This is a genomic window from Pararobbsia alpina, assembly GCF_902859895.1.
GTDB lineage: Bacteria > Pseudomonadota > Gammaproteobacteria > Burkholderiales > Burkholderiaceae > Pararobbsia > Pararobbsia alpina.
Map to the genome: position 1 here is coordinate 246,073 of NZ_CADIKM010000001.1, position 22,184 is coordinate 268,256.

Genomic DNA, 22,184 nt, shown 5'->3' on the forward strand with positions numbered 1-22,184 from the left:
ATCACCGCTTGTCGCTACAGGGGGGTGCAGCTCCCAAAGAGCACCAGGGCGTCCTCACTGCTAAGAAGTGTCATGGTGAGTTCACCCGAAGCCTTGTCGATCACGATCGTCCAGGCAAAGCCGAATTCGACGCCCTGCATGAGAATCTCCGCCGGGCTGTTATCCATGAAGTGAATGGGTGTGGTGCGTTGTGGCCCGGCTATGGTCTTCTTCGCAAAGTCGATGCGAAGGAATTGCGGCGCACCCAGCTCGGCCGGCAGCGAACGCTGGCAGGTCAGGCCGGGGTCGCAGTCGTGCGCATCGATCGTGGCGCAGATCAATGGCTTGCTGCCGTCGAAGTCGGCCGCCTGCAGCGTGGCCGAGGCGAGGCATGAAGCCAACGCAAACGCCGCAAGAAGGTAGTGCTTTTTCATCGCCGCTTCTCCTGATTCTTGCTTCTTGCGATGGCTCCGTCCCCGATGCGATGACTCATCGAGCCGCGCGATGTGCTTCCCACACGGCCTTCATAGGATCAATATTGGATGCCGGGCTGCGTCGTGACAATTGGCCTTTGGTCCAATACCGGCTCGGCGCGAACACGCCAGCTACGACGGCTGCTTTCTTTCCAGGGCGGCACGCACAGTCCGGGCAAATAAATCGTCCTGAAACGGCTTGCGCAGCCACGCTACGGCACCGCCGGCGAGCGCCTGCTCGCGCAGACCGACGTCGTCGTAAGCGGTGATGAAAATGATTGGCGTACCACTACCGGCCAGGCGCCGCTGGACTTCCAGTCCATTGAGCCCGGGCATTTGCACGTCGAGGATGACGCAGTCGGGGCGATATGACGGGATCGACGACAAAGTGTCGAGAAAGGCATCACCGCTGGCGAACGTTTCCGCAGTGATCCCGATTGAGCGTAAGAGTCTCTTGACCGCCCGGCTCACCGATTCATCGTCATCGACGACCACAACGAATGGTTGGAGTTTTCCCATTGCCGGTAGTCCGGAGTTCGCGCGTGCAGCGGGATTGCACTCGCTCTTTCGATAGACTAAGGGTCAGGAGAAATTGCCGCTATTGGACCTTGGTCCTGTGTGTAGGCGGACCGTCCGTGAGGGTGAGTGCAGGTGAAGCGAGCGCTCCACAGCGCGAGGTGTGGGGTCGCGTTCCAGGCGATTCGGGGGGCTGGCAGTTGACGCGACCGACGTTCAGGGCACGAACGGTCAAATTAAGCAGGCGCTGCTCAACGATCGCGTCAACCAAGAGATCCTAGGTCGGGAAGGCTTCGCGCTCGGAGTGGACCGCGGCGATACCGAGGTCACCGCCCGCGATATCCCTTCCCGCAGGCCGTTCAGCGCAGGGCGCTGACAAACCGGGCGCGCCTCGGCTTCAAGACAAACATCGCAAGCGCGGCGGTGGCGATATCCAGCCCGATCGCACAGGCGAATACCGGCAGCCAGCTCTGAGTGTGCTGATGCAGCAGTGCGGCAAGCGGACCGCCGAAGACCGAGCCGATCCCGAACGAGAGGTAGAGCCAGCCGTAGTTCGCCGTTGCATATCGGGCACCAAAGGTGTCGGTTAGTGTCGACGGGAACAGCGAGAAGATCTCGCCCCAGCCGAAGAACACGACACCGGACAGGAGCACGAACAGCATGGCGTCATGGCGTGTCAACAGCCAGAGCGTCATGGCGACGCCCTCCAGTGCAAAGGCGAACCCCATCGTGTTTTCGCGCCCCAGGCGGTCCGATACCCAACCGAACAGCGGACGTGTCAGGCCGTTGGTAAAACGGTCGATCGTCAGCGCCAGAGGCAACGCGGCGAGCCCGAACACCATGACCTTGCTGACGCCGAAATCGGTCGCGAAGGTCGCCATCTGCGAAGTGATCATCAACCCGGAGGTGGACATCATCGTCATCATCAGGAACATCAACCAGAACAGCGGCTGCTTCAGCATCTCGGCCGGCCGGTACTCGCGCTTCGAAGTGCTTGCCTTGGCACTGGCCGTGGCGCCGTCCACAGCCGCCGGCGGCAGGCGCAGACCCTGCGATGCGACGAACCCGACCACGATGAAGACGACCCCGTACAGCCACAAGGTCGAATCCAAGCCGCGCGAAACCAACGACGCCGAAATCGGGAAGGTGGTCAGAATGGCGCCCATGCCATAGCCTGCGGCAGCTACGCCAGCGGCGAAACCGCGTCGATCAGGAAACCAGCGGACCATGAGGCCCACGACACCGACGTAGACGATACCCGTACCGAGGCCGCCAATGCAGCCGTACGTGAGGTACAGCATCGTCGTGCTGTGCGCATACGATGCGAGCACCCAGCTCAGGCCGGAGAGCACCGTGCCGATCGAAATCAGCACGCGCGGCCCAAAGCGATTGATCAGCGCGCCCTGGAACGGCGAAAAGAAAGCCTGCAGCAGCACCAGCAGGGAGAAGGTGACTTGCAGCTCGGGCAGCGCAATGCCGAATTGCGCCATGAGCGGCTTCGTCATCAGAGTCCACACATATTGCGGACTCGAAATGGTCATCATGCAAATGAGGCCCAGGCCGAGCTGAAGCCAGCGGCTGCGCATGGCGGCCGGCACTGCGTGAGCCGTTGTGTGCGCCACCATTCCGTCTGGGGTCTGTGTCAGCATGTCCATTGTGTTTCTCCGTTTCGAATTGCGTGCCGACTCGTGAACCGGCCTACCTCGTCTACACCGTCAGCGCGACAGCGCACGGCTTGGCCGACATCAAAGGATCGCGGCAGCAGCGCGACGAACGGGCGCCGGTTGCTCGAACCCCAGTCAATGTAAGCAAGCCATGGTTGCCACCCTATCTATACGAGCCGGGGGACATTAGCGAGAATCGTGCCAAGCCAGGTGGACTTTCAATCCAGAACGGTTGGTGCGGAATAGTCATCGGCACTTGAGCAGGCCGGTCTGCCGATGTCATCGCAGGCTTCGTGAAAGCGAAGCAAGATGGTGCGGTCGCCCTTTGTCGGTGCGCGCGACACGATGCATGTTCCGCCGTGATGCACGCATCCTGGAACCGGCGCCAGTCAGCGCGCGTACTATCAACGCGATCGGAAGACCCAAAGCCTCGCCGTCATATAGTTGACGACCATGCCGGCGACGGACCCGATTGCGACAGAAACGATGGGCAGGTATGCCCTGCCCTGAAGGCTGAACACGATGGCACCGTACGCCACATAGTTGACCGTCCCGCCCGCCGACATCGCAGCCAGATACTTCCACCACTCCGACCAGACCGATTCGCTACGATCCGCGGCGAAGGCGTACCGTCGGTTGATTCGCCACGTCACCCAAACGGCGCAGAGAAACGACACCGCGCGGCCGGCGAAAAAGCCACAGCCAATCCACAGCGCCAGATAGAGCACGCCGGCATCGATCAGAAAACCGGCAACGCCGGCAATCCCGAAGCAAACAAGCTGCCGCTGCATATTAGTCGGGTGTGGGGAGCAGCGTCGCGGCTTCGGCCCGCGCCGCGCCGGCTAGCATCGAGAGACTGACTTGATTGGTGTAGTACAGCGGCCGGCGCTTGGTTTCGTTAAACGTGCGTCCGACATATTCGCCAATAACACCCAGCGTCATGAGCTGCACGCCGCCAAGAAACAGCATCACGATCATGAGCGATGGATATCCGCGCACGGCATCGCCATAGACAACTGCCTTCCAGAACACGAAAGCGCCGTATGAGAACGCCAGCAACGAGGTACACAGGCCCAGGTAGGTCGCATACCGGAGCGGGGCCGTGGTAAACGATGTAATGCCTTCAAGAGCGAAATTCCAGAGCTTCCAGTAATTCCATTTCGTCTTGCCCGCATAGCGTTCGTCCCGACGGTAAGGAACAGCGATTTGCGTGAAGCCAATCCAGGCGAACAGGCCTTTCATGAATCGATGCTGCTCGCGCAGCGGCCGCAGTGCGTCGACCGCACGGCGCGACAAAAGGCGAAAGTCTCCGGTGTCGCGCGGGATACGAACATTCGTAAGCTTGTCGATGACTCGATAAAAGCAATGCGCGGTCGCCTTCTTGAGCCACGACTCCCCTTCCCGAGTCTCGCGCTGGGCGTATACAACGTCGTGACCGGCCTTCCATAAGCGCACCAGTTCGGGAATCAGCTCGGGCGGATCCTGCAAATCCGTATCGATGACCACGACTGCATCGCCTCGGGCGTGGTCAAGGCCGGCCGTCATGGCAATCTCTTTGCCGAAGTTGCGCGACAGGTCGATGAGGCTCACGCGCCGATCATCCGCCAGCAGTTGCCGCATGATGGACAGTGTTGAATCTGTACTGCCGTCGTTCACGTAGAGGATTTCCGCCGGCACGTCCATTTGATCCAGGACCGCGACAACCCGCCGATGAAAATCAGGCAACACCTCCTGCTCGTTGTATGCCGGCGCGATGAGGGTCAAGAGCGGTCTGGATGTGGTCTGGTCGATGTTATTTGGCATGCTTCGCTTTCCGTCAATACGTCCCCGTCGACGCACCGAATCATCTGTATGCGCCCCTGTTTCGCGCATCTTTTTCCAACTCGGAATGGTGCTAAACTCCGGGCCGCCGCGCGCGGCGCGGGCACCGATTCTACTAGATTGCCGGGTCTGCTGGCCGGCGCAGAAGGAAGGTAACAATGAAGCACGGGGAGACGCCGACGTTATGGCGCTGGCTAGTAGTGGCTGCGGTTTTGAGCTTCGTACCGAGTCTGTTTTTTCCATATGTCGGGGAAGAAGGCGTCTACACGATTTCCACGCTGGAAATGTGGCACGGTCACTTCTGGTCGAACCCTCTCCTCTATGGCGGTGCCTACGGACGCCCACCGTTTCTGAATTGGGTCATCCTTCCGATTGCAATGGTGCTTGGCCCCGAGCATGTTCTTGTGGCCAGCCGGCTTGTCGCCGCCGGCGCAACCGTCCTGACAGCTGCCGCGCTCCTTGGGTTCGCTCGCGGCATCGGTGCAACGACTCGTCATGCCGCGCTGGCCGTGCTGGTCTTCCTGAGCTCGGATGCCCTGCTCTACCACGGGTGGCTTGCGTATTCGGACCCACTTTTCGCCCTGCTCACCTTTGGCGCGATGGGCTGCGTTCTGCTCGCGGCTCGATGCGAGAAAGCGGCCCCACTGGCGCTCGCTGCCGCGCTCGTGACGGCCGCTTTCCTGACCAAGGCGCTCACTGCTTACGTGTTCGTGGCCGCGACCTGGCTGGTCGTTTTTGTCCGGCATCGCGAGTCGCGCGCCACCCTCCTCAAGCCCTTTGCACTCTTGTGCTACGCCGTGGCGATCGCAGCTCCGCTCGTCTGGTTCCATTTCAATGGGGGTGGCGGGCGTGGCATTGCTGGCCGCGACGGCGGCGCCATGACGGCCGACATCATCAACAAGCTCTTGCCGGCGGATCCGCGTGCATGGTTGAAGCAGATCGTGGCATTCCCGGTCGAAACGTTCTGCCGCTTCCTGCCTGTTACGGCCGTCGTCGCCTACGGCGCCATTCGTGACCGCGCAGCGGCCCGTGAGGGGGCCTGCCGCTGGGATGGGACGATTACGTGCGCGGCGCTGCTCAACTTCCTGCCCTACTGGCTCGCGCCGCAAAGCAGCATTCGCTACATCCTGCCGCTCTATCCGTTTATCGCGTACTACCTAGCGGGTCGGCTGGCGCGCATGAGTGCTCCGTCCGTGCGCATTGCGGTCTGCTTCATTGCCGGTGTCATAGCGCTCAAATACGTGGCTATGGTGGGCTTCCCCTTCTACCAGACGAAGTATCGGGGTAACGCCGCGGCCGTCGCAAAGGACGTCGCAGCCATTGCTGGCCAGGATCCTATCTACACGGATGACCCGTCCAGCGTGGGGCTGTCCATCGCCGGTAATGTCGACGCGTTGAGGTGGCCGTCCGCTCCGCTGACCTGGTTGCCCAGGGATCCGCGCGACGGTTGGATATTGACTCGCGAGCCGGGAAAGCCGGGCACGGCAATCGCGATGACCGAACGGCTTGGCAGGGAAACCTTCTACTTACTCTGCAGCGGTCGCGCATGCACAGCCGCAGGTCAAGCCACGAACCGCTTCGGACTACATTGATGTGAGGCACGGCCGACGCTCGACCTGCCCGTGTCTGCCAACGCTCGAAGCGGGAGGCTCGTCCGGGCAGCCGGTGTGTCGCTGCGCCTTAGAAGCGGGTACGCAAGCCCGCGGTGACCGCGACTTGCCTGCTGGTGGCCGACGGTGACAATCCGTTGATGTCAGCCGTAAACACCGTGCCACCACCGCTCACGTTCTGGAACTGGCCTTCGACGTACACATCGGTCCGCCTGGACAGCGCGTAGTCCACCAGCAGGTTGAACTGATTCCATTTCGGGTCCGACGCGCCCGAGAGACTGGAAGCGCCGTCCGTGAACGTGTATGAACCTATGACCTTGACCGTCGGCGTCACGGTGTAGCTCGCGTTGACTTCATAGTTGTCGAAACGCAGGCTCGAGGCGTGACCGAGGGAGATCGGCGAGGAGCTGGTGTTGTTGATCCCGATGGCGTTTTCCAGTTTTGTTTCCGTGAACACAAAGCCGACCGTCGCCGGACCCAACACGTAGTCCAGACCCGCACCGAATGTACGTTGCTGACCGGCGCTGAACGTAGAGTCGCTGCCGGTCACCTGGCCGGCCGCATTGACGATGGAGTCTGTCGCGCCGGCCAGATTGGTGGCGGTACCACCGTTGTTCAGCTGCAGGTACGCCGCCGCGAAACGAAATGGACCGTTGTCATACGAAGTACCGAAGCTATAGGCCCGGTTGTTGGAAAAGCTTCCGGCCGCGTTCGAGAAGCCGTACAGGCCGCCGAAGCTCCAACCGTTGTAGTCCGGGCTCGCGTACTTGATCGCATTGTTGATCCGCATCGTATTCTGCAGGTTGTCATTGTCGTACGGGTGCCCGAAGAATACGCCGCCCTTGGGGGCACCGGCGCCCGCCAACGGTGCCAGGTAGTCGACCATCGAATCATATTGACGGCCAAGCGTCACCGTACCGACCTGGTCGCTTGACAGACCGACGAACGCCTGCCGACCGAACAGCAGACCGTGCTGGCCAAGGGCGCCATTGGTGAGGGTGAAGCCGTTTTCCAATGTGAAGATGGCCTTGAGGCCACCGCCCAGGTCTTCTGAACCACGCAGACCAAAACGGTCGGGGTTGATGCTGGCGTCGGTCAGCGCGAATTTGCTGTGCCCGGCGCTCGAACCTGCTTCCTTTTGGTTCGACACATACGTGAGTCCCGCATCGATGAGGCCATACAACGTTACGCTGCTTTGCGCGTGCGCGGCAGTCGAAACAACAATACCCGTCAGTACCACGGTCAACAGAGCTTTCTTCATTGGAGGTGCCAGAAATGATCAAAAATTTAAGGGGCCTCGCGGATGGGAGCGGACCCCTGTTGCTTTAATGATCAGGTGGGCACGACGTCAGGCCGGACTTTCGCGAATTTCGCAATGACGTCTTCCGAAATGTTCAGGTGCTGCATCACCATTTTCGCCGGCGTATGAGCCAACCACTCGGACAGCGAGACTTCCGCATACTCGTCCGCCTTGAAGATCTCGAGGAACACCAGGTCCGTTTTCCCGGTGTTCTCAACATAGTGCCCGAGGCTCTTCTTCACATATCCGACGTCGCCCGGATTGAAATCGGCTGTCTGAGCCTTTGGGCCGGTATCGAACACGGTCATGCGGGCTTGGCCCTTGACGTAGTATTGCCATTCATCGGCATTCGGATGCCAGTGCAACTCACGCATGCCGCCCGGCTTCACCGTTACCAGTGCGGCGGCAACCGTCTTGGAAACGTTGAAGTTCTTGCTGTCGACGATCTGTACCTGTCCGCCGGCGGTCTTCACGTTGGGCTTCATGTCGCTCATCCTGAAGATGAACGGATGCGAAGGTGCCCCCTTCGGCGAGAGCGTCTCCCGTTGGTCTGCCGCTAGAGGACCCGGTACCTCGCCTTGGAAAATCCACAGATTGTCGACCGGAATGTTCTTGAAGGACTCGGCAGGCACGCCGAAATTCTTGGCAAGCACCTCCGGCGGGGTATGGGCGATCCAGTCCGTCAACATCAGCGTGTTGAATTCCGTCGATTTGCCATTGTCGAATGCGAGGACGAACTCCGCACCGTTCGGACCGAGTCCTTGCAGCGAATGCGGCAAGCCCGGCGGGAAGTACCAGATGTCGCCCGTTTTCACATCCTCCACGGACGCACGCCCTTCGTTGTCGAGCGTCGTGATGCGGCAGTTTCCATCGACCATGAAGGCCCACTCCGCTTGCTGATGCCAATGCAATTCGCGAATGCCGCCCGCGTTCAGGCGCATGTTCACGCCCGCAATGTCTTCGGAAATATAGAAGTCAAGCTGCGTGACTTCGCGCGCCCAGCCGCCGTCCTGAATACGCTTGTGCGCGTTGTTGAACGACGACCAGAAGATCGGCATGCCGTTGATGTCGGTCGCGGGTGGATCCTGGAACGACGGAAATTGATTCGCCAGCGTGGGGTTCTGTGGCCCGGGATCGGTCACGCTCTTTGCGTTGATCGCTCCCTCGGGCGGGCGGTCCGGATTGCCGAACGAGGCCGCCTTCGCGGTGACCGCGACTCCCGCGGCAGCGGCTGCACTGGCAGCGCCAACAAGCATCTTACGTCGTGACAGGCTGGTCATACATGTCTCCTGCTATTAGGGGGGTGATGAACATCGAATAGGCGTGGGGCCGTGTCGTTCGCGACTCAGGTGCTTCCCACGGTGGTTAGAGTTCGGCAATCCATTTCTTTGCGGCAATCGAGCCCTCGCGACTTCGCTGACCCTATCCAATGAAGGACTGCGAATTACATCGCTTGCGCCAGCGTCGCTTTCCAAAGACAAAATTCAAGCGATCAACAATGTCGGTCGAACGACGGATAGCGTGTGGTTCGGATGCGATCGACCCATCACCTGGCTACGGTCTTCGCGACTCCATCCAGACGCGATGTGCGCCTTCTTCAAGAATTTAACGGTGACAACACAAAAACGAATAGAGCAGCCACCATGATTTTTATGATGTATGCCAACTCATTCGTCAGCAAGGTGAGGCATGGTGCGCGCTGCAGTCTGCAGAGTCCAAACGAGATTTTCAATCATCACGATCGATCGAGCCTATGATCAGGAACTGAAACTCATGGCTCATACCCGCAAAAAAATACGCGCCATTCTTCTGCACAGCGCCTGGACAACGCATCTAGATATGCAATGTAAATTGATTCCTCGACGACCTTATAAGAGGGAACCAAGTCGATGTCGTCGTCGGGCCGAACCGTGGGATTTGCGCTGTTGTAACGGCAGGCACTGTCTTGATGACAGAAGAGTAGATATGGCCGCAGGGCATATCTACTCTACGGATGGATAGTCCGATACCGCGTTAGCATTACCTGGCTATACCGGCGTATAACCCGCCGGCGCAGCGAATGGTGTTGCAACCCGAGACTGCGGCAAGGTCGGCGCCTGATTGGCGATCGAGTCGACTAGCCATCCAGTCGTTATGGATCACGAAGTGATTCTGCTGGCCAACACGAAGTCTGAGTTGGGCCTATGTGAGTGCCGTCGCGTAGTAGCTATTCGGGTAACTCACCCACCCAGCACTTCCATCATCCGAGCATTCAAGCCATTGACGAAACCGTGCTCACCGGGTCCGGGGTTCTCGCGGTACTGCTTCGCCCCTTCAACCAGAACCTCGTCCACATCCGTTCCGAGGACAGCAATCGTTTCGTCGATGAAGGCCTCAAGCGGCATCGCCTGTTCAGCCTCACGGCTGTTCATGAGGTCCGTGCGCACCCAGGGCGGTGCGATCTCCAGTACGCGAACCTTCGTGTTCTGCAGCATGAAGCGTTGCGACAGGATGTACGAATGCAGCGCCGCCTTGGTCGATGAATACACTGCCGTAGCGGCCAGCGGAACAAAAGCCAGGACCGAGCTGGTATAGGCGACGACAGCGTCGTTCCGGGTCTTGAGGTGATCGATCAGCGCCGACGTCATGCGGATCGGCCCCATGAGGTTGGTCGTAATGGTGGACACCATCAGCGCGTCGTCAATGTGACCACCCGCCTGGTCAGGCTGCATGATCCCTGCGTTGTTGATCAGCACATTGAGATCGGGATAGTCCGCGATCAGTTGCGCCGCCACCCTGCCAATGCTGGCCGGGTCGGCAATGTCGAGCTCGATTGCAGCCATGCCGGGATTCGCCGCCACCGACTCGTCGAGATGGCTGCGCCGGCGACCACCGATGATGACCTTGTTGCCGCGCTTGTGGAGCGCCTCGGCCAGCCCGCGGCCGATGCCCGAACCGCCGCCCGTGATGAAGATCGTGTTTCCAGTGAGTTTCATGGTCGTTGCCCTGTTGAAGTGGCTGAAGGTGAGGTTTGCGTGGTCAGGCAGGGAATCGGTCGCCGAACATCGGCAGGCCGCTTACGGATTCGGCCTTGGTCGCTTCGTCCTGAAGGACGTCCCAGTGCTCGGCGAGCTTGCCGTCTTCGAAGCGGACGATGTCGGCTGCAATCCACGCAGCGGGCCTGCCGGTCCCGGTGAAGCGGCCATGCGCGATGACATAGTCACCGTCGGCCACGATCAGCTGGTTCTCATAGCGCGAGGTGTCAGGCAGCGCGTGAACCAGGTTGAAAAGGCCGTCGCGTCCCGGTGCAATGTGGGCGCTATGCTGAATGTAGCGGTCGGACCAGAAACGCTCGGCCGCAACGTAGTCGCGTTTGTTGAACAGGGTGTCGAATGCTTCCAGCACGAGCGCCCTATTCTGATCGGGGGTTGTCTTAGTCATGTAGAGGCCCTCCTTGGAGACTCAGGTGATGACGCGGTCAGGCGTCAGATACCGGTTGCGCCCCCTGCTGCCTGAACGTTCAGGTAAAGAAGGCTATACTCAAGTCAATGGTGAATGACATTGTCATTGCTGCGGATTGTGGGCGCCCGCTCCGGCAATGTCAATGGTGATCGACATTGTATTTTTCGATGAGTCTTATTGGGTCGTTGTCGGCCGAAGGGAGGACGGAGTGGGAGTTTCCAGGCAGCAGGCGGTTGAAAACCGGCGCGCGATCGTGGCAGCCGCCGAGAAGCTGTTTCGCGAGCGCGGCGTCAATGCGGTCGGACTCGCGGAGCTGATGAAGACGGCGGGCTTTACGCAGGGCGGTTTCTATAACCACTTCAAATCAAAGGACGCGCTGGTCACCGCAGTGATGGAAAAGGCCATGGATGAGGGAGGAGCGGCTTTTGTCTCCCTGATCGAAAGCGCCAGGTCCGCGGACGCTGACCCGGTCAAGCAAAACATTCAGTGGTACCTGTCCCCCGAGCATCGGGCGAATATCGAGGCGGGCTGCCCCTTGTCGGGTTTTGTCGGCGACGCGCGCCGGTTCGACGACGTCGCGCGTGGTTCTTATGCAGAAGGTCTCGCGGCGAACCTCGGACGGTTCGCCAAAATCATCGAAGAGACGGAAGGGATCAGCGAAGGCAGCCGCAGAAAGGCGATCACTTTGTTCAGCCAGATGGTCGGTACGCTGCTGCTTTCGCGTGCTGTTGCAGGTGTTGACCCGACGCTCGCGGATGAAATCCTTGACGAGGGCCGCCGGCATCTCCTCGCCGCGGTTGACACACAACCCGGAATTGAACCGCCCGCGCGCTCGCGGCGACGGTAGTCCAATGTGCTTTGGAGCCCCTGAGACCGCTCATTGGAGAGGTGGATAAACCGACGAGGCTGGGTGAAGTTGGGAGGAGACGAGGCCAGGTGAACTTGCGAGGACGTCCCGTTGTGATCGCTAGCTGCCCGGCTGGCCGCTGCCATTACTTATGCCGGTAGTGGAGTGCCGGCCTGCTCACGGACGATGTATTCGGCATACCAGTCCGGCCAGTTTTTATCAGTCTGGCCGATCAGTTTCTCATGCTCGCCGTGCGCGGCCGCAGCGCGTCGAAGCGCATCCGCGAGCTCGATCGACGAAGTGAAAATCGTGCCGCGCGCATCCACCCTTCCGGGGAGTCGTGTGGTGACCTCCTGGAAAACCCAGCCGTTTCCGTCGGGATCGCTGAACGAGGCGAAAGAACCATAGCTGCCCCGCGCCGGATGCGGGCCGTTCACCCGCCCTACATCGCCGGCATGGTGGAACACGCCGCCGACGTCGTGAAAGACTTCGCTCACGTCGATGCCACGTTCGACCAGCTCTGCGCGTGCTGCGTCGACGTCAGAGACGATGAGATGGAGTCCCTGCACCGAACCCGGCTCTTCCGTCGTGACACCCGTGCCGAAGAGGACCGAGCATTGCGAGCCCGGGGGGGTGAAATGTACGGCCCGAAACTGGTCATCCTTCGCGATATCGACGTCGAGCCTCCAACCTAACCGAGCGTAGAACTGCTTGGCGCGATCGACGTCCGAGACGGGGATGACGACGACCTCCAGCTTCATGTCGAGCTTCCGCGCGTTCCCGGTCGCCGTCGCGGCTTCGCTCTGCATCTGTGAATTGCTCATAAGAAGCTCCTCGCGATTGGTGATGTTGGGGGGGCCTCAAACACCCCCCTTCAGCGAACATGAACCACGACACATTGGGAAATGCGTTCAGAAAGAGAGCTCGCCCACCGGCCGGTCTCGACCATGAGATCGAACTCGTAAGGACGTCCCTGTTATTGAGTTTCTCGATTCCGCCGCGCTCATGTTGGTGGAATCAATGTAGATGTCGAAGAGACAGACGTCCAGCGTCTGGTCGAGTTTCTCAAGGAGCAGCGGGGAGGATTGGCGAACGAGACACTCGCGGCCCTGACCATGAATCCATTGCGATCACGTGCGGAAAAACAGAAAGCCCTCACGCTGGAGGGCTTTCGTTTTTACCACCGTTTCCAAACTTCTATTGCACGATCCGAACTATGTCGTCACGTGACAGCAAGTCGGATTTACGCGCCGAAATTCTTCCCGGCAAATTCCCAGTTCACGATGTTCCAGAACGCTTCAACGAACTTCGGACGTGCATTCCGGTAATCGATGTAGTACGCGTGTTCCCAGACGTCCAGCGTCAGCAGCGGCTTCGCATCGGTCGTCAGCGGGGTTGCGGCGTTGCTCGTCGACACGATGTCGAGCGAACCGTCCGGCTTCTTGACCAGCCAGGCCCAGCCCGAACCGAAGGTGCCGATGGCAACCTTGGTGAACTCTTCCTTGAACTTGTCGTACGAACCGTACTTCTTGTCGATCGCTGCAGCCAGGGCGCCGCTCGGCTTGCCGCCGGCCGGGGTCATGCTGTTCCAGAAGAAGGTGTGATTCCAGATCTGTGCGGCATTGTTGAAAATGCCGCCCGATGCCTTGCGGACGATGTCTTCAAGCGAAAGATTCTCGAACTCGGTGCCCGGAATCAGCTTGTTCAGGTTGGTCACGTAGGTCTGGTGATGCTTGCCGTAGTGGAACTCGAGCGTCTCTTCCGAGATGTGCGGAGCGAGTGCGTTCTTGGCATAAGGCAGCGGCGGTAACGTATGTTCCATGGTCTTTCTTCCTGTTGTAAGGGGGGACTTGAAATTGTTCTCAGGGATACGGGTAACGCTCAATCAAGCGCGCGACTTAGGATTGTAGGCGATCTTCTCCGCCCTCGCGTGCCAGGAGGAAGCGTCGCCATTTCCGTGCCCGGAATTTCTGCACCCTGTCGGATGGCGGGCTTGCGATACGTCAAGACCTTTCAGCACGCTCAAAAATCCGCATCGAGCCGGGGTTGCACGTCACCGATGCCGAGATCCGCGGAACCCTCCGCCAGATGCACGGTGATGCGCTTGCCGCGTTGCAGCATCGCCGGATCGCGCACGGCATGGCCCTGTGGATCGAGAATCGCCGCATAACCGCGCTCGAGCGTTCGGCGCGGGCTCAATAGTTCGGTCCGCATGGCCAACTGATGAAGTTGGGCGACCCGGCGCTCCTGGCCGCGAAAAAACGACTGCTCGAGGCGCGCAGCGAGCTGATCGACACGCAGGCGCGCCTGCGCGGGATCGGGGCGATGACGGCGCCAGCGCATCTCGAGCAGCGCGAAGCGTGCACGCGCTGTCTGCGTCGAGCGCGCGGCCGCGCCAGCCAGGCGCGCGCCGAGTTGACCCAGATGCTGCCGCTGGCGTGCAAGTCGTTCAGCGGGGCTGACCAGGCGCCGGGCGAGCCAGTCGAGCTGCTGGCCGCGGCGCTCGATGCCCCGTTCGAGAGCGCGCGAGAGCTGGGCATGATGGTGTCCCAGCTCGCGTAGTAACAGCGCACGCTGGGGGCTCACGAGTTCGGCCGCGCCGGTCGGCGTCGGTGCCCGAAGGTCGGCCGCGAAGTCGGCGATCGTGAAGTCGGTCTCGTGGCCGACGCCGCTCACGACAGGCATCGGCGACGCGGCAATCGCGCGGGCCAGTGCCTCGTCATTGAAAGACCAGAGATCCTCGATCGAGCCACCACCCCGGCAAACGATCAACACATCGACTTCCGCTCGCCGGCCCGCGAGTTCGACCATTTCGCGCAGCCGCCCGGCTGAATCGGCGCCCTGTACCGGCGCCGGATACAGAATCACGGGAACATGGGGCGCACGCCGCATGAGGGTCGTCAGCACATCGCGCAATGCGGCGGCCGCGAGCGAAGTAACGATACCGATCGCGCGCGGATGCGCAGGCAGCGGGCGCTTGCGCTCGGCGTCGAACATACCTTCGGCCTCGAGCTGCTTCTTGAGCTTGAGAAAAGCTTCGTAAAGGCGACCTTGGCCGGTCCGGCGCACCTGCTCGACGCTGAGCTGGAGTTCGCCGCGCGGCTCGTACATCGTGACGAGCGCGCGAACTTCGATGCGGTCGCCTTCGCGCGGCAAAAAGTCCGCGTACTGGGCACGGCCGCGGAACATCACGCAGCGAATCTGCGCAGAGGCATCCTTAATCGAGAAATACCAATGCCCGCTCGCCGCCCGCGTAAAGTTCGATACCTCGCCGGAAATCCATGCAAGAGGAAATGTCCGCTCGAGCACACTCGCAATTGCGCGGTTGAGCGCCGACACCGGCAATACCAGTTCCCCGCCGGACGGAAACGGATCGGACGATGGCGATGTGGGCCAGTCGGTGTCAAGGTTCATGGTGATTTCAGTCAATGTCAAAGGCGAGCACAGCACGCTAAGGACGGATGCGGCGTGAGGACAGGCAGATCCCGTCATCGAAACGCCGGATGCCATCGTAGCGATCAAGGCGATGTAGCTTAACTGACATCGCACGGAAGGCGGCAAACAGCCCCACGGCCCGATGGTTTGTCCGAAGACCGTCGCTGCGTGCGCTAGTGATCGACATGCGTGTAGCGCAGCCTCAGCAGGCCCGCAATCGGTGAGCCCGCACGGCCCACTTTAAAAAGGGGTCCGCCAAGCTATCCACATGTACTCCTTAGCCACGTGCAGAGCTTTGATGACCGCGCGAAGCAAGTATTCAAAGGAAAAAATGACCTCGTGCCTCGCAATGCTGCGTAGTGTTCGCCTGAGTTCGCCCGGCCCTGTACCGGCTGAGGGCCTTATATGGCGCGCGGTTTGGAGAGATCGTCGCAAGGCGCTGGCGCACGCAAACGTTACCGTCTGACTCTCGTCAATGGGTGCCTCAAAACGCGGCAGGGCAATGCAAAGCTTGCCGCCGCAAAGACTTAGCACGCTTTTAGCGAAGTTCTTCACAATGTTATCCACAGCGGCGGGGGATATCCGCCGAGGTGACGAGTCAGGGCAGTTGCGCCTTGTTCGGTCCGGACCCGCACGCTAAAGTACGTGGCCATCGGGGTTCCCGCGCCGGTGGTTTACTCGCGATTGATATTTTGAAAAAACAACGTTTGGGCGGCGCTGAACTGTTCCTGACCCGTGTCTGGCAACAGCGCGGCTGGCTGGCCTGGAGCTTATGGCCGTTCTCGCTCGTCTTCGGCGCGCTCGCGGCGCTGCGGCGTGCGAGCTTTCAGAGCGGACTGCGGAAGATCGAACGCGTCGGCGTGCCGGTCGTGGTGGTGGGCAATGTCACGGTCGGCGGCACAGGCAAGACGCCGACGGTCATCGCCCTCGTGCGGGCGTTGCGTGAAGCCGGCTTCACGCCGGGTGTCATTTCGCGCGGCTACGGTGTCAAGGTGCGGGAGCCGCGCGAAGTCCTGGCGACTTCCGCTGCAAGTGAAGTCGGCGATGAACCCTTGCTGATCGCGCGCCGCAGCGGCGCACCGGTTGTGATACATCCCGACCGTGTGGCAGCGGCACAGGCATTGCGCCGCGTTCATCCCGAAGTCGACGCGATCATCAGCGACGATGGCTTGCAGCACTACCGCCTGGGTCGCGACGCGGAGATCGTGGTGTTCGATCACCGGCTCGGCGGCAACGGTTTTCTGCTGCCGGCAGGCCCGCTGCGCGAAGGCTTGTCGCGCTCGCGCGACGCCACATTGGTGAATAACCCGTATGATCGCGCCTTGCCCGCGTGGCCGAACACGTTCGGCCTCAGGCTTGAACCGGGTGAAGCGTGGCATGTCGCGAATCCGTCGCTGCGTCGTCCGCTCACGCAATTCACGCGTCAGCGCGTGCTGGCCGCTGCGGGTATTGGAGCGCCGGAGCGCTTTTTTGCGACGCTGCGGGCGCAGGGCATTGCGCCGGCCACGCGCGCGCTGCCCGATCATTACCGTTTCGAAACGAACCCATTTGGCGAAGATGATGCCGAAGCGGTCCTGATTACAGAAAAGGATGCGGTAAAATGCACCGCCTGGCGCGACGACCGGCTCTGGGCGGTCCCGGTCGAAGCCGTGCTGGATTCGCGCCTGATTGCGCTTGTTGTGGAGAAACTTCGTGGACGCACGCCTGCTTGAAATCCTAGTCTGCCCGCTTTGCAAGGGGCCGCTCACGCACGATCGCGCGGCCCAGGAGCTGATCTGCAGCGTCGACAAACTCGCCTACCCGATTCGCGACGGGATTCCGGTGATGCTCGTCAACGAAGCCCGGCAGACTGTCGAAGGCACGCTCGTCGACCCCGGTCCCGCCGGCGACCGATGAGCCGCGCACCGAGTGGCTCTGCCCCCTCTGCCCCTGCCGCCCCGTTTGTCGCGGTCATTCCCGCGCGCCTTGCATCGACCCGCTTGCCGAACAAGCCGCTGGCCGATATCGGTGGCGTGCCGATGGTCGTGCGCGTCGCGGCGCGGGCCCGCGCGTCCGGCGCCGGGCAAGTGCTCGTCGCCACGGATGCGCGTTCGGTGTTCGATGCGGTCAGGGACGCGGGCTTCGATGCCCTGCTCACGCGCGCGGATCACCCGACCGGCACGGACCGTCTCGCTGAAGTCGCCGAACATTTCGGCTGGCCGGACGACCAGATCGTCGTCAATGTTCAGGGCGATGAACCGCTGATCGATCCCGCGCTCGTGCGTGGCGTCGCCGCGCACCTGGCCGCCCTGCCCGATTGCGCCATCGCGACCGCCGCCCACCCGATCGCCGACCCAGCGGAGATTTTCAATCCGAATGTGGTCAAGGTCGTACCCGATGCGCGCGGTGTCGCACTGTATTTCTCACGTGCTCCGATACCCTGGGCACGCGACGCTTATCAACGGAACTGGCCGGATGTTGCTGCGATGCCTGCACCTTCGACCGCGGTCTACCGGCATATCGGTCTTTATGCGTATCGCGCGGGGTTCCTGCGCCGCTTCCCGGGCTTGAGCCAGGCGCCGATCGAGGAAGCCGAGGCACTCGAACAACTGCGCGCGCTCTGGCATGGCGAGCGTATCGGCGTGCTGCTGACAGCGCACGCTCCTGCACCCGGCGTCGACACGCAGGCCGATCTCGAACGCGTCCGCACCCTCGTGGCAGCGGGCGCCTGAAAAAAATTCGCAATCTTCTTGGGAGACATCACCATGCGTTTGATCCTGCTAGGCGCCCCCGGCGCGGGCAAGGGCACCCAGGCAACCTTCATCAAGGAACACTACAACATCCCGCAAATCTCCACGGGCGACATGCTGCGCGTGGCGGTCAAAGCGGGCTCACCGCTGGGCATCAAGGCGAAGCATTTCATGGACTCGGGCGAGCTGGTGCCGGACGACCTGATCATCAACCTGGTCAAGGAACGGCTCACGGAACCCGACTGCATAAACGGCTATCTGTTCGACGGCTTCCCGCGCACGATTCCGCAAGCCGAGGCAATGAAACAGGCGGGTGTGGCGATCGATTATGTTGTCGAGATCGATGTCCCGTTCGACGAGATCATCGTGCGCATGAGCGGACGCCGCGTCCACCCGGCCTCGGGCCGCACCTATCACGTGAAGTTCAACCCCCCGAAGGTCGAGGGCAAGGACGACGTGACCGGTGAACCGCTCGTGCAACGCGACGACGACAAGGAAGAAACCGTGCGCAAGCGCCTCGATGTCTACGTCGCGCAGACGCGTCCGCTGGTCGACTACTATGCCGACTGGGCCGCGCATTCGGCCGAAGGCTCGCCCGTCAAGGCACCGCAATACCGGAAGATTTCGGGAACTGGTTCGGTCGAGGCGATCCGCCAACGTGTGGTCGAAGCGTTGAAGTGAGGTGTCAGATGTCAGTGTGGCGTCGATCCCGGGCAACCGGATCGATACGCGGAGAAAGCGGCCCATGTGGCCGCTTTTTTTTGGGACCGCTCTGACGACTGGCTCTGTTACCGGAAAACGGACAGAATCGTATCGGCCTCACGCTATCGCGCGCGAGCGACTTTTGGGAGAAGCCGGCGATGCAGATCAACAATAACGTGTTTATCGTCACGGGTGGCGCTTCAGGTCTTGGTGCGGGCACTGCGCGCCTGCTTGCCGAAAACGGCGGCCGGGTGGTGATCGCCGATCTCAACCCGGATGCGGGTGAAGCGCTCGCCAAAGAGATTGGCGGCTTGTTCGTCAAGACCGATGTGACTCAGGAAGCGGACGCCATCGCTGCGATCGGCGCCGCCGAGGGTCTTGGCGCGCTACGCGGCCTAATCAATTGCGCAGGCATCGCGCCGGCCGCGAAGACCATCGGCAAGGACGGCCCCCATCCACTGGATGTCTTTACGCGCACCATCACCATCAACTTGATCGGCAGCTTCAACATGATCAGGCTGGCTGCCACGGCAATGGCCGTACTCGAACCCACAGCGGACGGCGAGCGTGGCGTGCTCGTGAACACGGCATCGGTCGCTGCCTACGAGGGGCAGGTCGGGCAGGCAGCCTACGCGGCCTCGAAAGGCGGCATCGTCGGCATGACGCTGCCGATCGCCCGCGATCTCGCACGCAACGGCATTCGCGTGATGACGATCGCCCCCGGCATCTTCGAAACGCCCATGCTGCTCGGCATGCCCCAGGGCGTGCAGGATGCACTCGGTGCAAGTGTGCCCTTCCCTTCGAGGCTCGGCAAACCCATCGAATATGCGATGCTGGTCAAACATATCCTCGGCAACCCGATGCTCAATGGCGAGGTGATCCGGCTCGACGGTGCAATCCGCATGGCACCCAGATAGGCGGCAGAGGCCTTATTCCAATCATGGCGCCGCGAAGAGCACCTGAACGCAGGCCTGATCAACCGCAGATAGTTCAGTCGTCGTCGCCGTCGCCGCGGGTCCGCTGGCGCAGCTCGTCGAGCTGGGATTCGACGACCGTCGCATCCTCCGCATCGGGCCGCACTTCAAGATAACGTTCGAGGTCCTCGACCGCGGGGCGGAAATAGTCGAGCCGCGCGAAGGCAAGGCCCCGGTCGCGCCGTTCCTCGATACTGTCGGGCAGCAGGATCACGAGCCGCTGCTGAACCGCAAGCAAGCGCTGCCAGCGTTCGGTCTGCAGATAGATCGCCTTCAGATTGCGCAGCATCCGCGCCAGAATCTCGCGATCGGTCGCCGGCGTTAGCAGTGCGCGCAAGATGCTTGCGACCGGATCGCCTGAGTGCTCGCGCACATAAGGCTCGAGCATGTCGACCAGTCTCGCTTCGGACATCGCTTCGCCCGAGGTCGGATCGAGCATCACCTCACCCGCAGGCGTCGTCACGCGCAGCAGGAAGTGCCCCGGAAACGAGACTCCTCGCGCGGGGATTCCAAGCTGCTCGCTGAACTCCAGGTAGAGCACGGCGAGCGTGATCGGAATGCCGCGGCGTTTGTGAAGCACCGCGTTCAGATGACTGTTGTCGGGATCGTAGTAATCGTTGAGATTGCAGGCAAAACCGAGTTCACCGAAGAAGAATCGGTTCAGCAATTGCAATTTCTGCACGGCGCCGGCATCCCGCGGCAGGCGTTTGCGCACGCGCATCACCAACTCATCGATCTCGGCCAGGGAGGCCTGCAGATCGAGATCGGGATAGGCGTCCTGCGCAAGCGCCAACGCCGCCTCTGTCAACGGAAAGCCGACATCCTCGGCTACCAGCGTGCCGAAGTATTCGAGCATGCGCGTCGCCATCAACTCACTCGCCGTCTGAAAAAGGTGTATTTGAAACCCATTGCCCACAGCATGCCAAAGTACAGCGCGCCAATGGCTATCAGGCTCGAACCGAACAGCCCCAGTCGCACAACCGGCGTGTGACGCAGGCCAACCCAGTCGAAGCTCTGCCTCAACCATAGCAGAACCCCGGCAATAACGAGACACGCGCCGAGCAACTGGAGCAGGAATTTGCCCCACCCGGCCGACGGCATGTAGATGCCGCGCCGCACGAGCCCGAGATAGAGCAGCAGCCCGTTCAAGCAAGCGCCGAGCCCGACGGCGAGCGCAAGGCCCGCATGCGCGAACATCGGCACGAACACGTAGTTGGACAGCTGGGTGAAAACGAGCACCGCGACCGCGATCTTGACCGGCGTCTTGATGTCCTGCTTTGCATAGAAGCCCGGCGCGAGAATCTTGACGACGATCAGGCCGATCAGCCCGACGCCGTAGGCCGACAACGCACGCGCGACCATCTCGACGTCATGCGCATTGAAACGGCCGTAGTCGAGGATCGATGCGACCAACGGCACCGAAAACACGAACAACGCGACCGCGGCCGGTGCGGCGAGCAGGAAGGTCAGGCGCAGGCCCCAGTCGAGCAGCGCCGAGTATTCATTGTTGTCGGCATCGCTATGCGCCTGCGACAGGCTCGGCAATAGAATCGTGCCGAGCGCGACACCGAGCATGGCGGTCGGGAATTCCATCAGCCGGTCGGCATAGGTGACCCACGACACGCTGCCCGCCGCGAGCCGCGACGCGATATTGGTGTTCATGATCAGGCTGAGCTGCGCGACCGAGACCGCGAACGTCGCCGGCACCATCTTGGCGAGCACTCGCTTGACGCCCGGGTGCCGCAAGGCCCTGAAGGGATCGAGCGCGATCCGCGGCATCATGTCGATCTGCCGCAGACCGGGTAGCTGAACCAGGAACTGGAGCACCCCGCCGACCAGCACGGCCCATGCGAGCGCGTAGATCGGCATTTTGATATGGGGGGCGACAAACAGCGCGGCAAAGATGAAGCTCACATTCAATAAAACCGGCGCGAAGGCCGGCAGCGAGAACTTCTTGTAGACGTTGAGCACCCCGGCCGCGAGGGAGGTCAGCGAAATCAGCGCGATATATGGGAACATCACGCGGGTCATGTGGACCGCCGCCGGGAAACCATCTCCCTGGTTCTTGAGGCCGGTCGCAACGGCGAACACCACGGCCGACGAAAATAGCATGCCGATCAGGGACAACACGGTGAGCGACCAGGCCAGGACGGTGGCGGTCGCATCGACTAGCGCCTTGGTCGCATCATGACCTTTCTGGGCCTTGAACTCCGCGAGAATCGGCACGAAAGCCTGCGAAAACGCGCCTTCGGCGGACAGGCGGCGCAGTAGATTCGGAATGCGGAACGCGACGTTGAACGCGTCGGTGAGAGGACTGGCGCCGAAGGTGCGGGCGATCAGGACTTCGCGCGCCAAGCCGGCGATCCGCGACAGCAGCGTGAAGCCGCTGACGGTGAGTAGTGCTCGGAGTAGATTCATGTTGGCGCGTATTATACGGACGGATGCGGGATGGATGCGCGACAGATGCGGGACGGATGCGCGGACATACGGATGGATGCGCGGACGAAAGCGCGGATGGAGGCACCTCGCAGGGTAAGCCGACCGATGCCGGCAGACCGGCGACGAGAACGGATTCGTGAGCGGACTCGCAACGGTGCCTGTGCGGCGGGATGTCGGGGAGGTTGCCATGGACGGCGGCCCGCTGATATACTCCGCCGTTTCTGAATCTCTAATTCTCGCGACCGCGGCCAATG

21 protein-coding genes are annotated in these 22,184 nt (G+C 61.4%); 7 read left to right on the forward strand and 14 right to left on the reverse strand.

Annotated elements, in window-relative coordinates:
* Positions 1–14: 14 nt before the first annotated feature.
* From HV670_RS01075 to HV670_RS01095, 5 genes are all read right to left on the reverse strand, one after another.
* Complete coding sequence (locus tag HV670_RS01075) at positions 15–413, reverse strand: hypothetical protein (RefSeq protein WP_175102770.1); 399 nt, start codon at positions 411–413, stop codon at positions 15–17.
* Between the two features lie 171 nt (positions 414–584).
* Positions 585–971, reverse strand: coding sequence for a response regulator transcription factor (locus HV670_RS01080; RefSeq protein ID WP_175102771.1), 387 nt, complete (start codon positions 969–971; stop codon positions 585–587).
* 356 nt (positions 972–1,327) lie between these two features.
* A complete protein-coding gene (oxlT, locus tag HV670_RS01085) occupies positions 1,328–2,593 on the reverse strand; it encodes an oxalate/formate MFS antiporter (protein WP_175102990.1) in 1,266 nt (421 codons plus the stop codon).
* 443 nt (positions 2,594–3,036) lie between these two features.
* Positions 3,037–3,423 (reverse strand): GtrA family protein, encoded by a 387-nt coding sequence (locus tag HV670_RS01090; RefSeq protein WP_175102772.1) that lies wholly within the window; start codon positions 3,421–3,423, stop codon positions 3,037–3,039.
* Between the two features lies 1 nt (position 3,424).
* Positions 3,425–4,396, reverse strand: coding sequence for a glycosyltransferase family 2 protein (locus tag HV670_RS01095; protein WP_246256859.1), 972 nt, complete (start codon positions 4,394–4,396; stop codon positions 3,425–3,427).
* A gap of 215 nt (positions 4,397–4,611) precedes the next feature.
* On the opposite strand from HV670_RS01095, the gene HV670_RS01100 reads away from it, so the two are divergent.
* Entirely contained in the window at positions 4,612–6,045 is a 1,434-nt protein-coding gene (locus HV670_RS01100; protein ID WP_175102773.1) for an ArnT family glycosyltransferase, read from the forward strand.
* Between the two features lie 88 nt (positions 6,046–6,133).
* On the opposite strand, the gene HV670_RS01105 is transcribed toward HV670_RS01100, so the two are convergent.
* The 4 genes from HV670_RS01105 to HV670_RS01120 form a co-directional block, all read right to left on the reverse strand.
* Positions 6,134–7,324, reverse strand: a complete 1,191-nt coding sequence (locus HV670_RS01105) for a porin (protein WP_175102774.1) — start codon at positions 7,322–7,324, stop codon at positions 6,134–6,136.
* A 71-nt stretch (positions 7,325–7,395) separates the two neighbouring features.
* On the reverse strand, positions 7,396–8,643 hold the full coding sequence (locus HV670_RS01110) for an oxalate decarboxylase family bicupin (RefSeq protein ID WP_175102775.1): 1,248 nt from the start codon (positions 8,641–8,643) through the stop codon (positions 7,396–7,398).
* A 939-nt stretch (positions 8,644–9,582) separates the two neighbouring features.
* Entirely contained in the window at positions 9,583–10,338 is a 756-nt protein-coding gene (locus tag HV670_RS01115; RefSeq protein ID WP_175102776.1) for an SDR family oxidoreductase, read from the reverse strand.
* 43 nt (positions 10,339–10,381) lie between these two features.
* Complete coding sequence (locus tag HV670_RS01120) at positions 10,382–10,783, reverse strand: nuclear transport factor 2 family protein (protein WP_175102777.1); 402 nt, start codon at positions 10,781–10,783, stop codon at positions 10,382–10,384.
* A gap of 229 nt (positions 10,784–11,012) precedes the next feature.
* Here HV670_RS01120 and HV670_RS01125 point away from each other — a divergent pair, with 229 nt between their 5' ends.
* Entirely contained in the window at positions 11,013–11,651 is a 639-nt protein-coding gene (locus HV670_RS01125; RefSeq protein ID WP_175102992.1) for a TetR/AcrR family transcriptional regulator, read from the forward strand.
* Positions 11,652–11,800: 149 nt separating this feature from the next.
* Here the strand turns inward: HV670_RS01125 and HV670_RS01130 are convergent, their stop codons facing one another.
* From HV670_RS01130 to xseA, 3 genes are all read right to left on the reverse strand, one after another.
* A complete protein-coding gene (locus HV670_RS01130) occupies positions 11,801–12,460 on the reverse strand; it encodes a VOC family protein (protein ID WP_246256862.1) in 660 nt (219 codons plus the stop codon).
* A gap of 434 nt (positions 12,461–12,894) precedes the next feature.
* Complete coding sequence (locus tag HV670_RS01135; RefSeq protein WP_175102779.1) at positions 12,895–13,473, reverse strand: superoxide dismutase; 579 nt, start codon at positions 13,471–13,473, stop codon at positions 12,895–12,897.
* Positions 13,474–13,673: 200 nt separating this feature from the next.
* Entirely contained in the window at positions 13,674–15,065 is a 1,392-nt protein-coding gene (gene xseA, locus HV670_RS01140; protein WP_175102780.1) for an exodeoxyribonuclease VII large subunit, read from the reverse strand.
* Positions 15,066–15,778: 713 nt separating this feature from the next.
* On the opposite strand from xseA, the gene lpxK reads away from it, so the two are divergent.
* The 5 genes from lpxK (at position 15,779) to HV670_RS01165 (ending at position 19,434) form a co-directional block, all read left to right on the forward strand.
* Positions 15,779–16,798, forward strand: coding sequence for a tetraacyldisaccharide 4'-kinase (gene lpxK / locus HV670_RS01145; protein WP_246256863.1), 1,020 nt, complete (start codon positions 15,779–15,781; stop codon positions 16,796–16,798).
* Positions 16,779–16,982, forward strand: coding sequence for a Trm112 family protein (locus HV670_RS01150; protein WP_175102781.1), 204 nt, complete (start codon positions 16,779–16,781; stop codon positions 16,980–16,982). The genes lpxK and HV670_RS01150 overlap by 20 nt, the downstream gene beginning before the upstream one ends.
* A complete protein-coding gene (gene kdsB / locus HV670_RS01155) occupies positions 16,979–17,797 on the forward strand; it encodes a 3-deoxy-manno-octulosonate cytidylyltransferase (protein ID WP_175102782.1) in 819 nt (272 codons plus the stop codon). Before HV670_RS01150 ends, kdsB begins: the two co-directional genes overlap by 4 nt.
* Positions 17,798–17,830: 33 nt before the next feature.
* The gene (gene adk, locus HV670_RS01160) at positions 17,831–18,496 is read left to right on the forward strand and encodes an adenylate kinase (RefSeq protein ID WP_175102783.1); all 666 of its coding nucleotides are present in this window, start codon (positions 17,831–17,833) and stop codon (positions 18,494–18,496) included.
* A gap of 179 nt (positions 18,497–18,675) precedes the next feature.
* Entirely contained in the window at positions 18,676–19,434 is a 759-nt protein-coding gene (locus HV670_RS01165; protein WP_175102784.1) for a 3-hydroxyacyl-CoA dehydrogenase, read from the forward strand.
* A gap of 73 nt (positions 19,435–19,507) precedes the next feature.
* Here the strand turns inward: HV670_RS01165 and HV670_RS01170 are convergent, their stop codons facing one another.
* Positions 19,508–20,359 (reverse strand): SirB1 family protein, encoded by an 852-nt coding sequence (locus tag HV670_RS01170; RefSeq protein WP_175102785.1) that lies wholly within the window; start codon positions 20,357–20,359, stop codon positions 19,508–19,510.
* A complete protein-coding gene (murJ, locus tag HV670_RS01175) occupies positions 20,359–21,909 on the reverse strand; it encodes a murein biosynthesis integral membrane protein MurJ (protein WP_175102786.1) in 1,551 nt (516 codons plus the stop codon). Before murJ ends, HV670_RS01170 begins: the two co-directional genes overlap by 1 nt.
* Positions 21,910–22,184 lie beyond the last annotated feature (275 nt).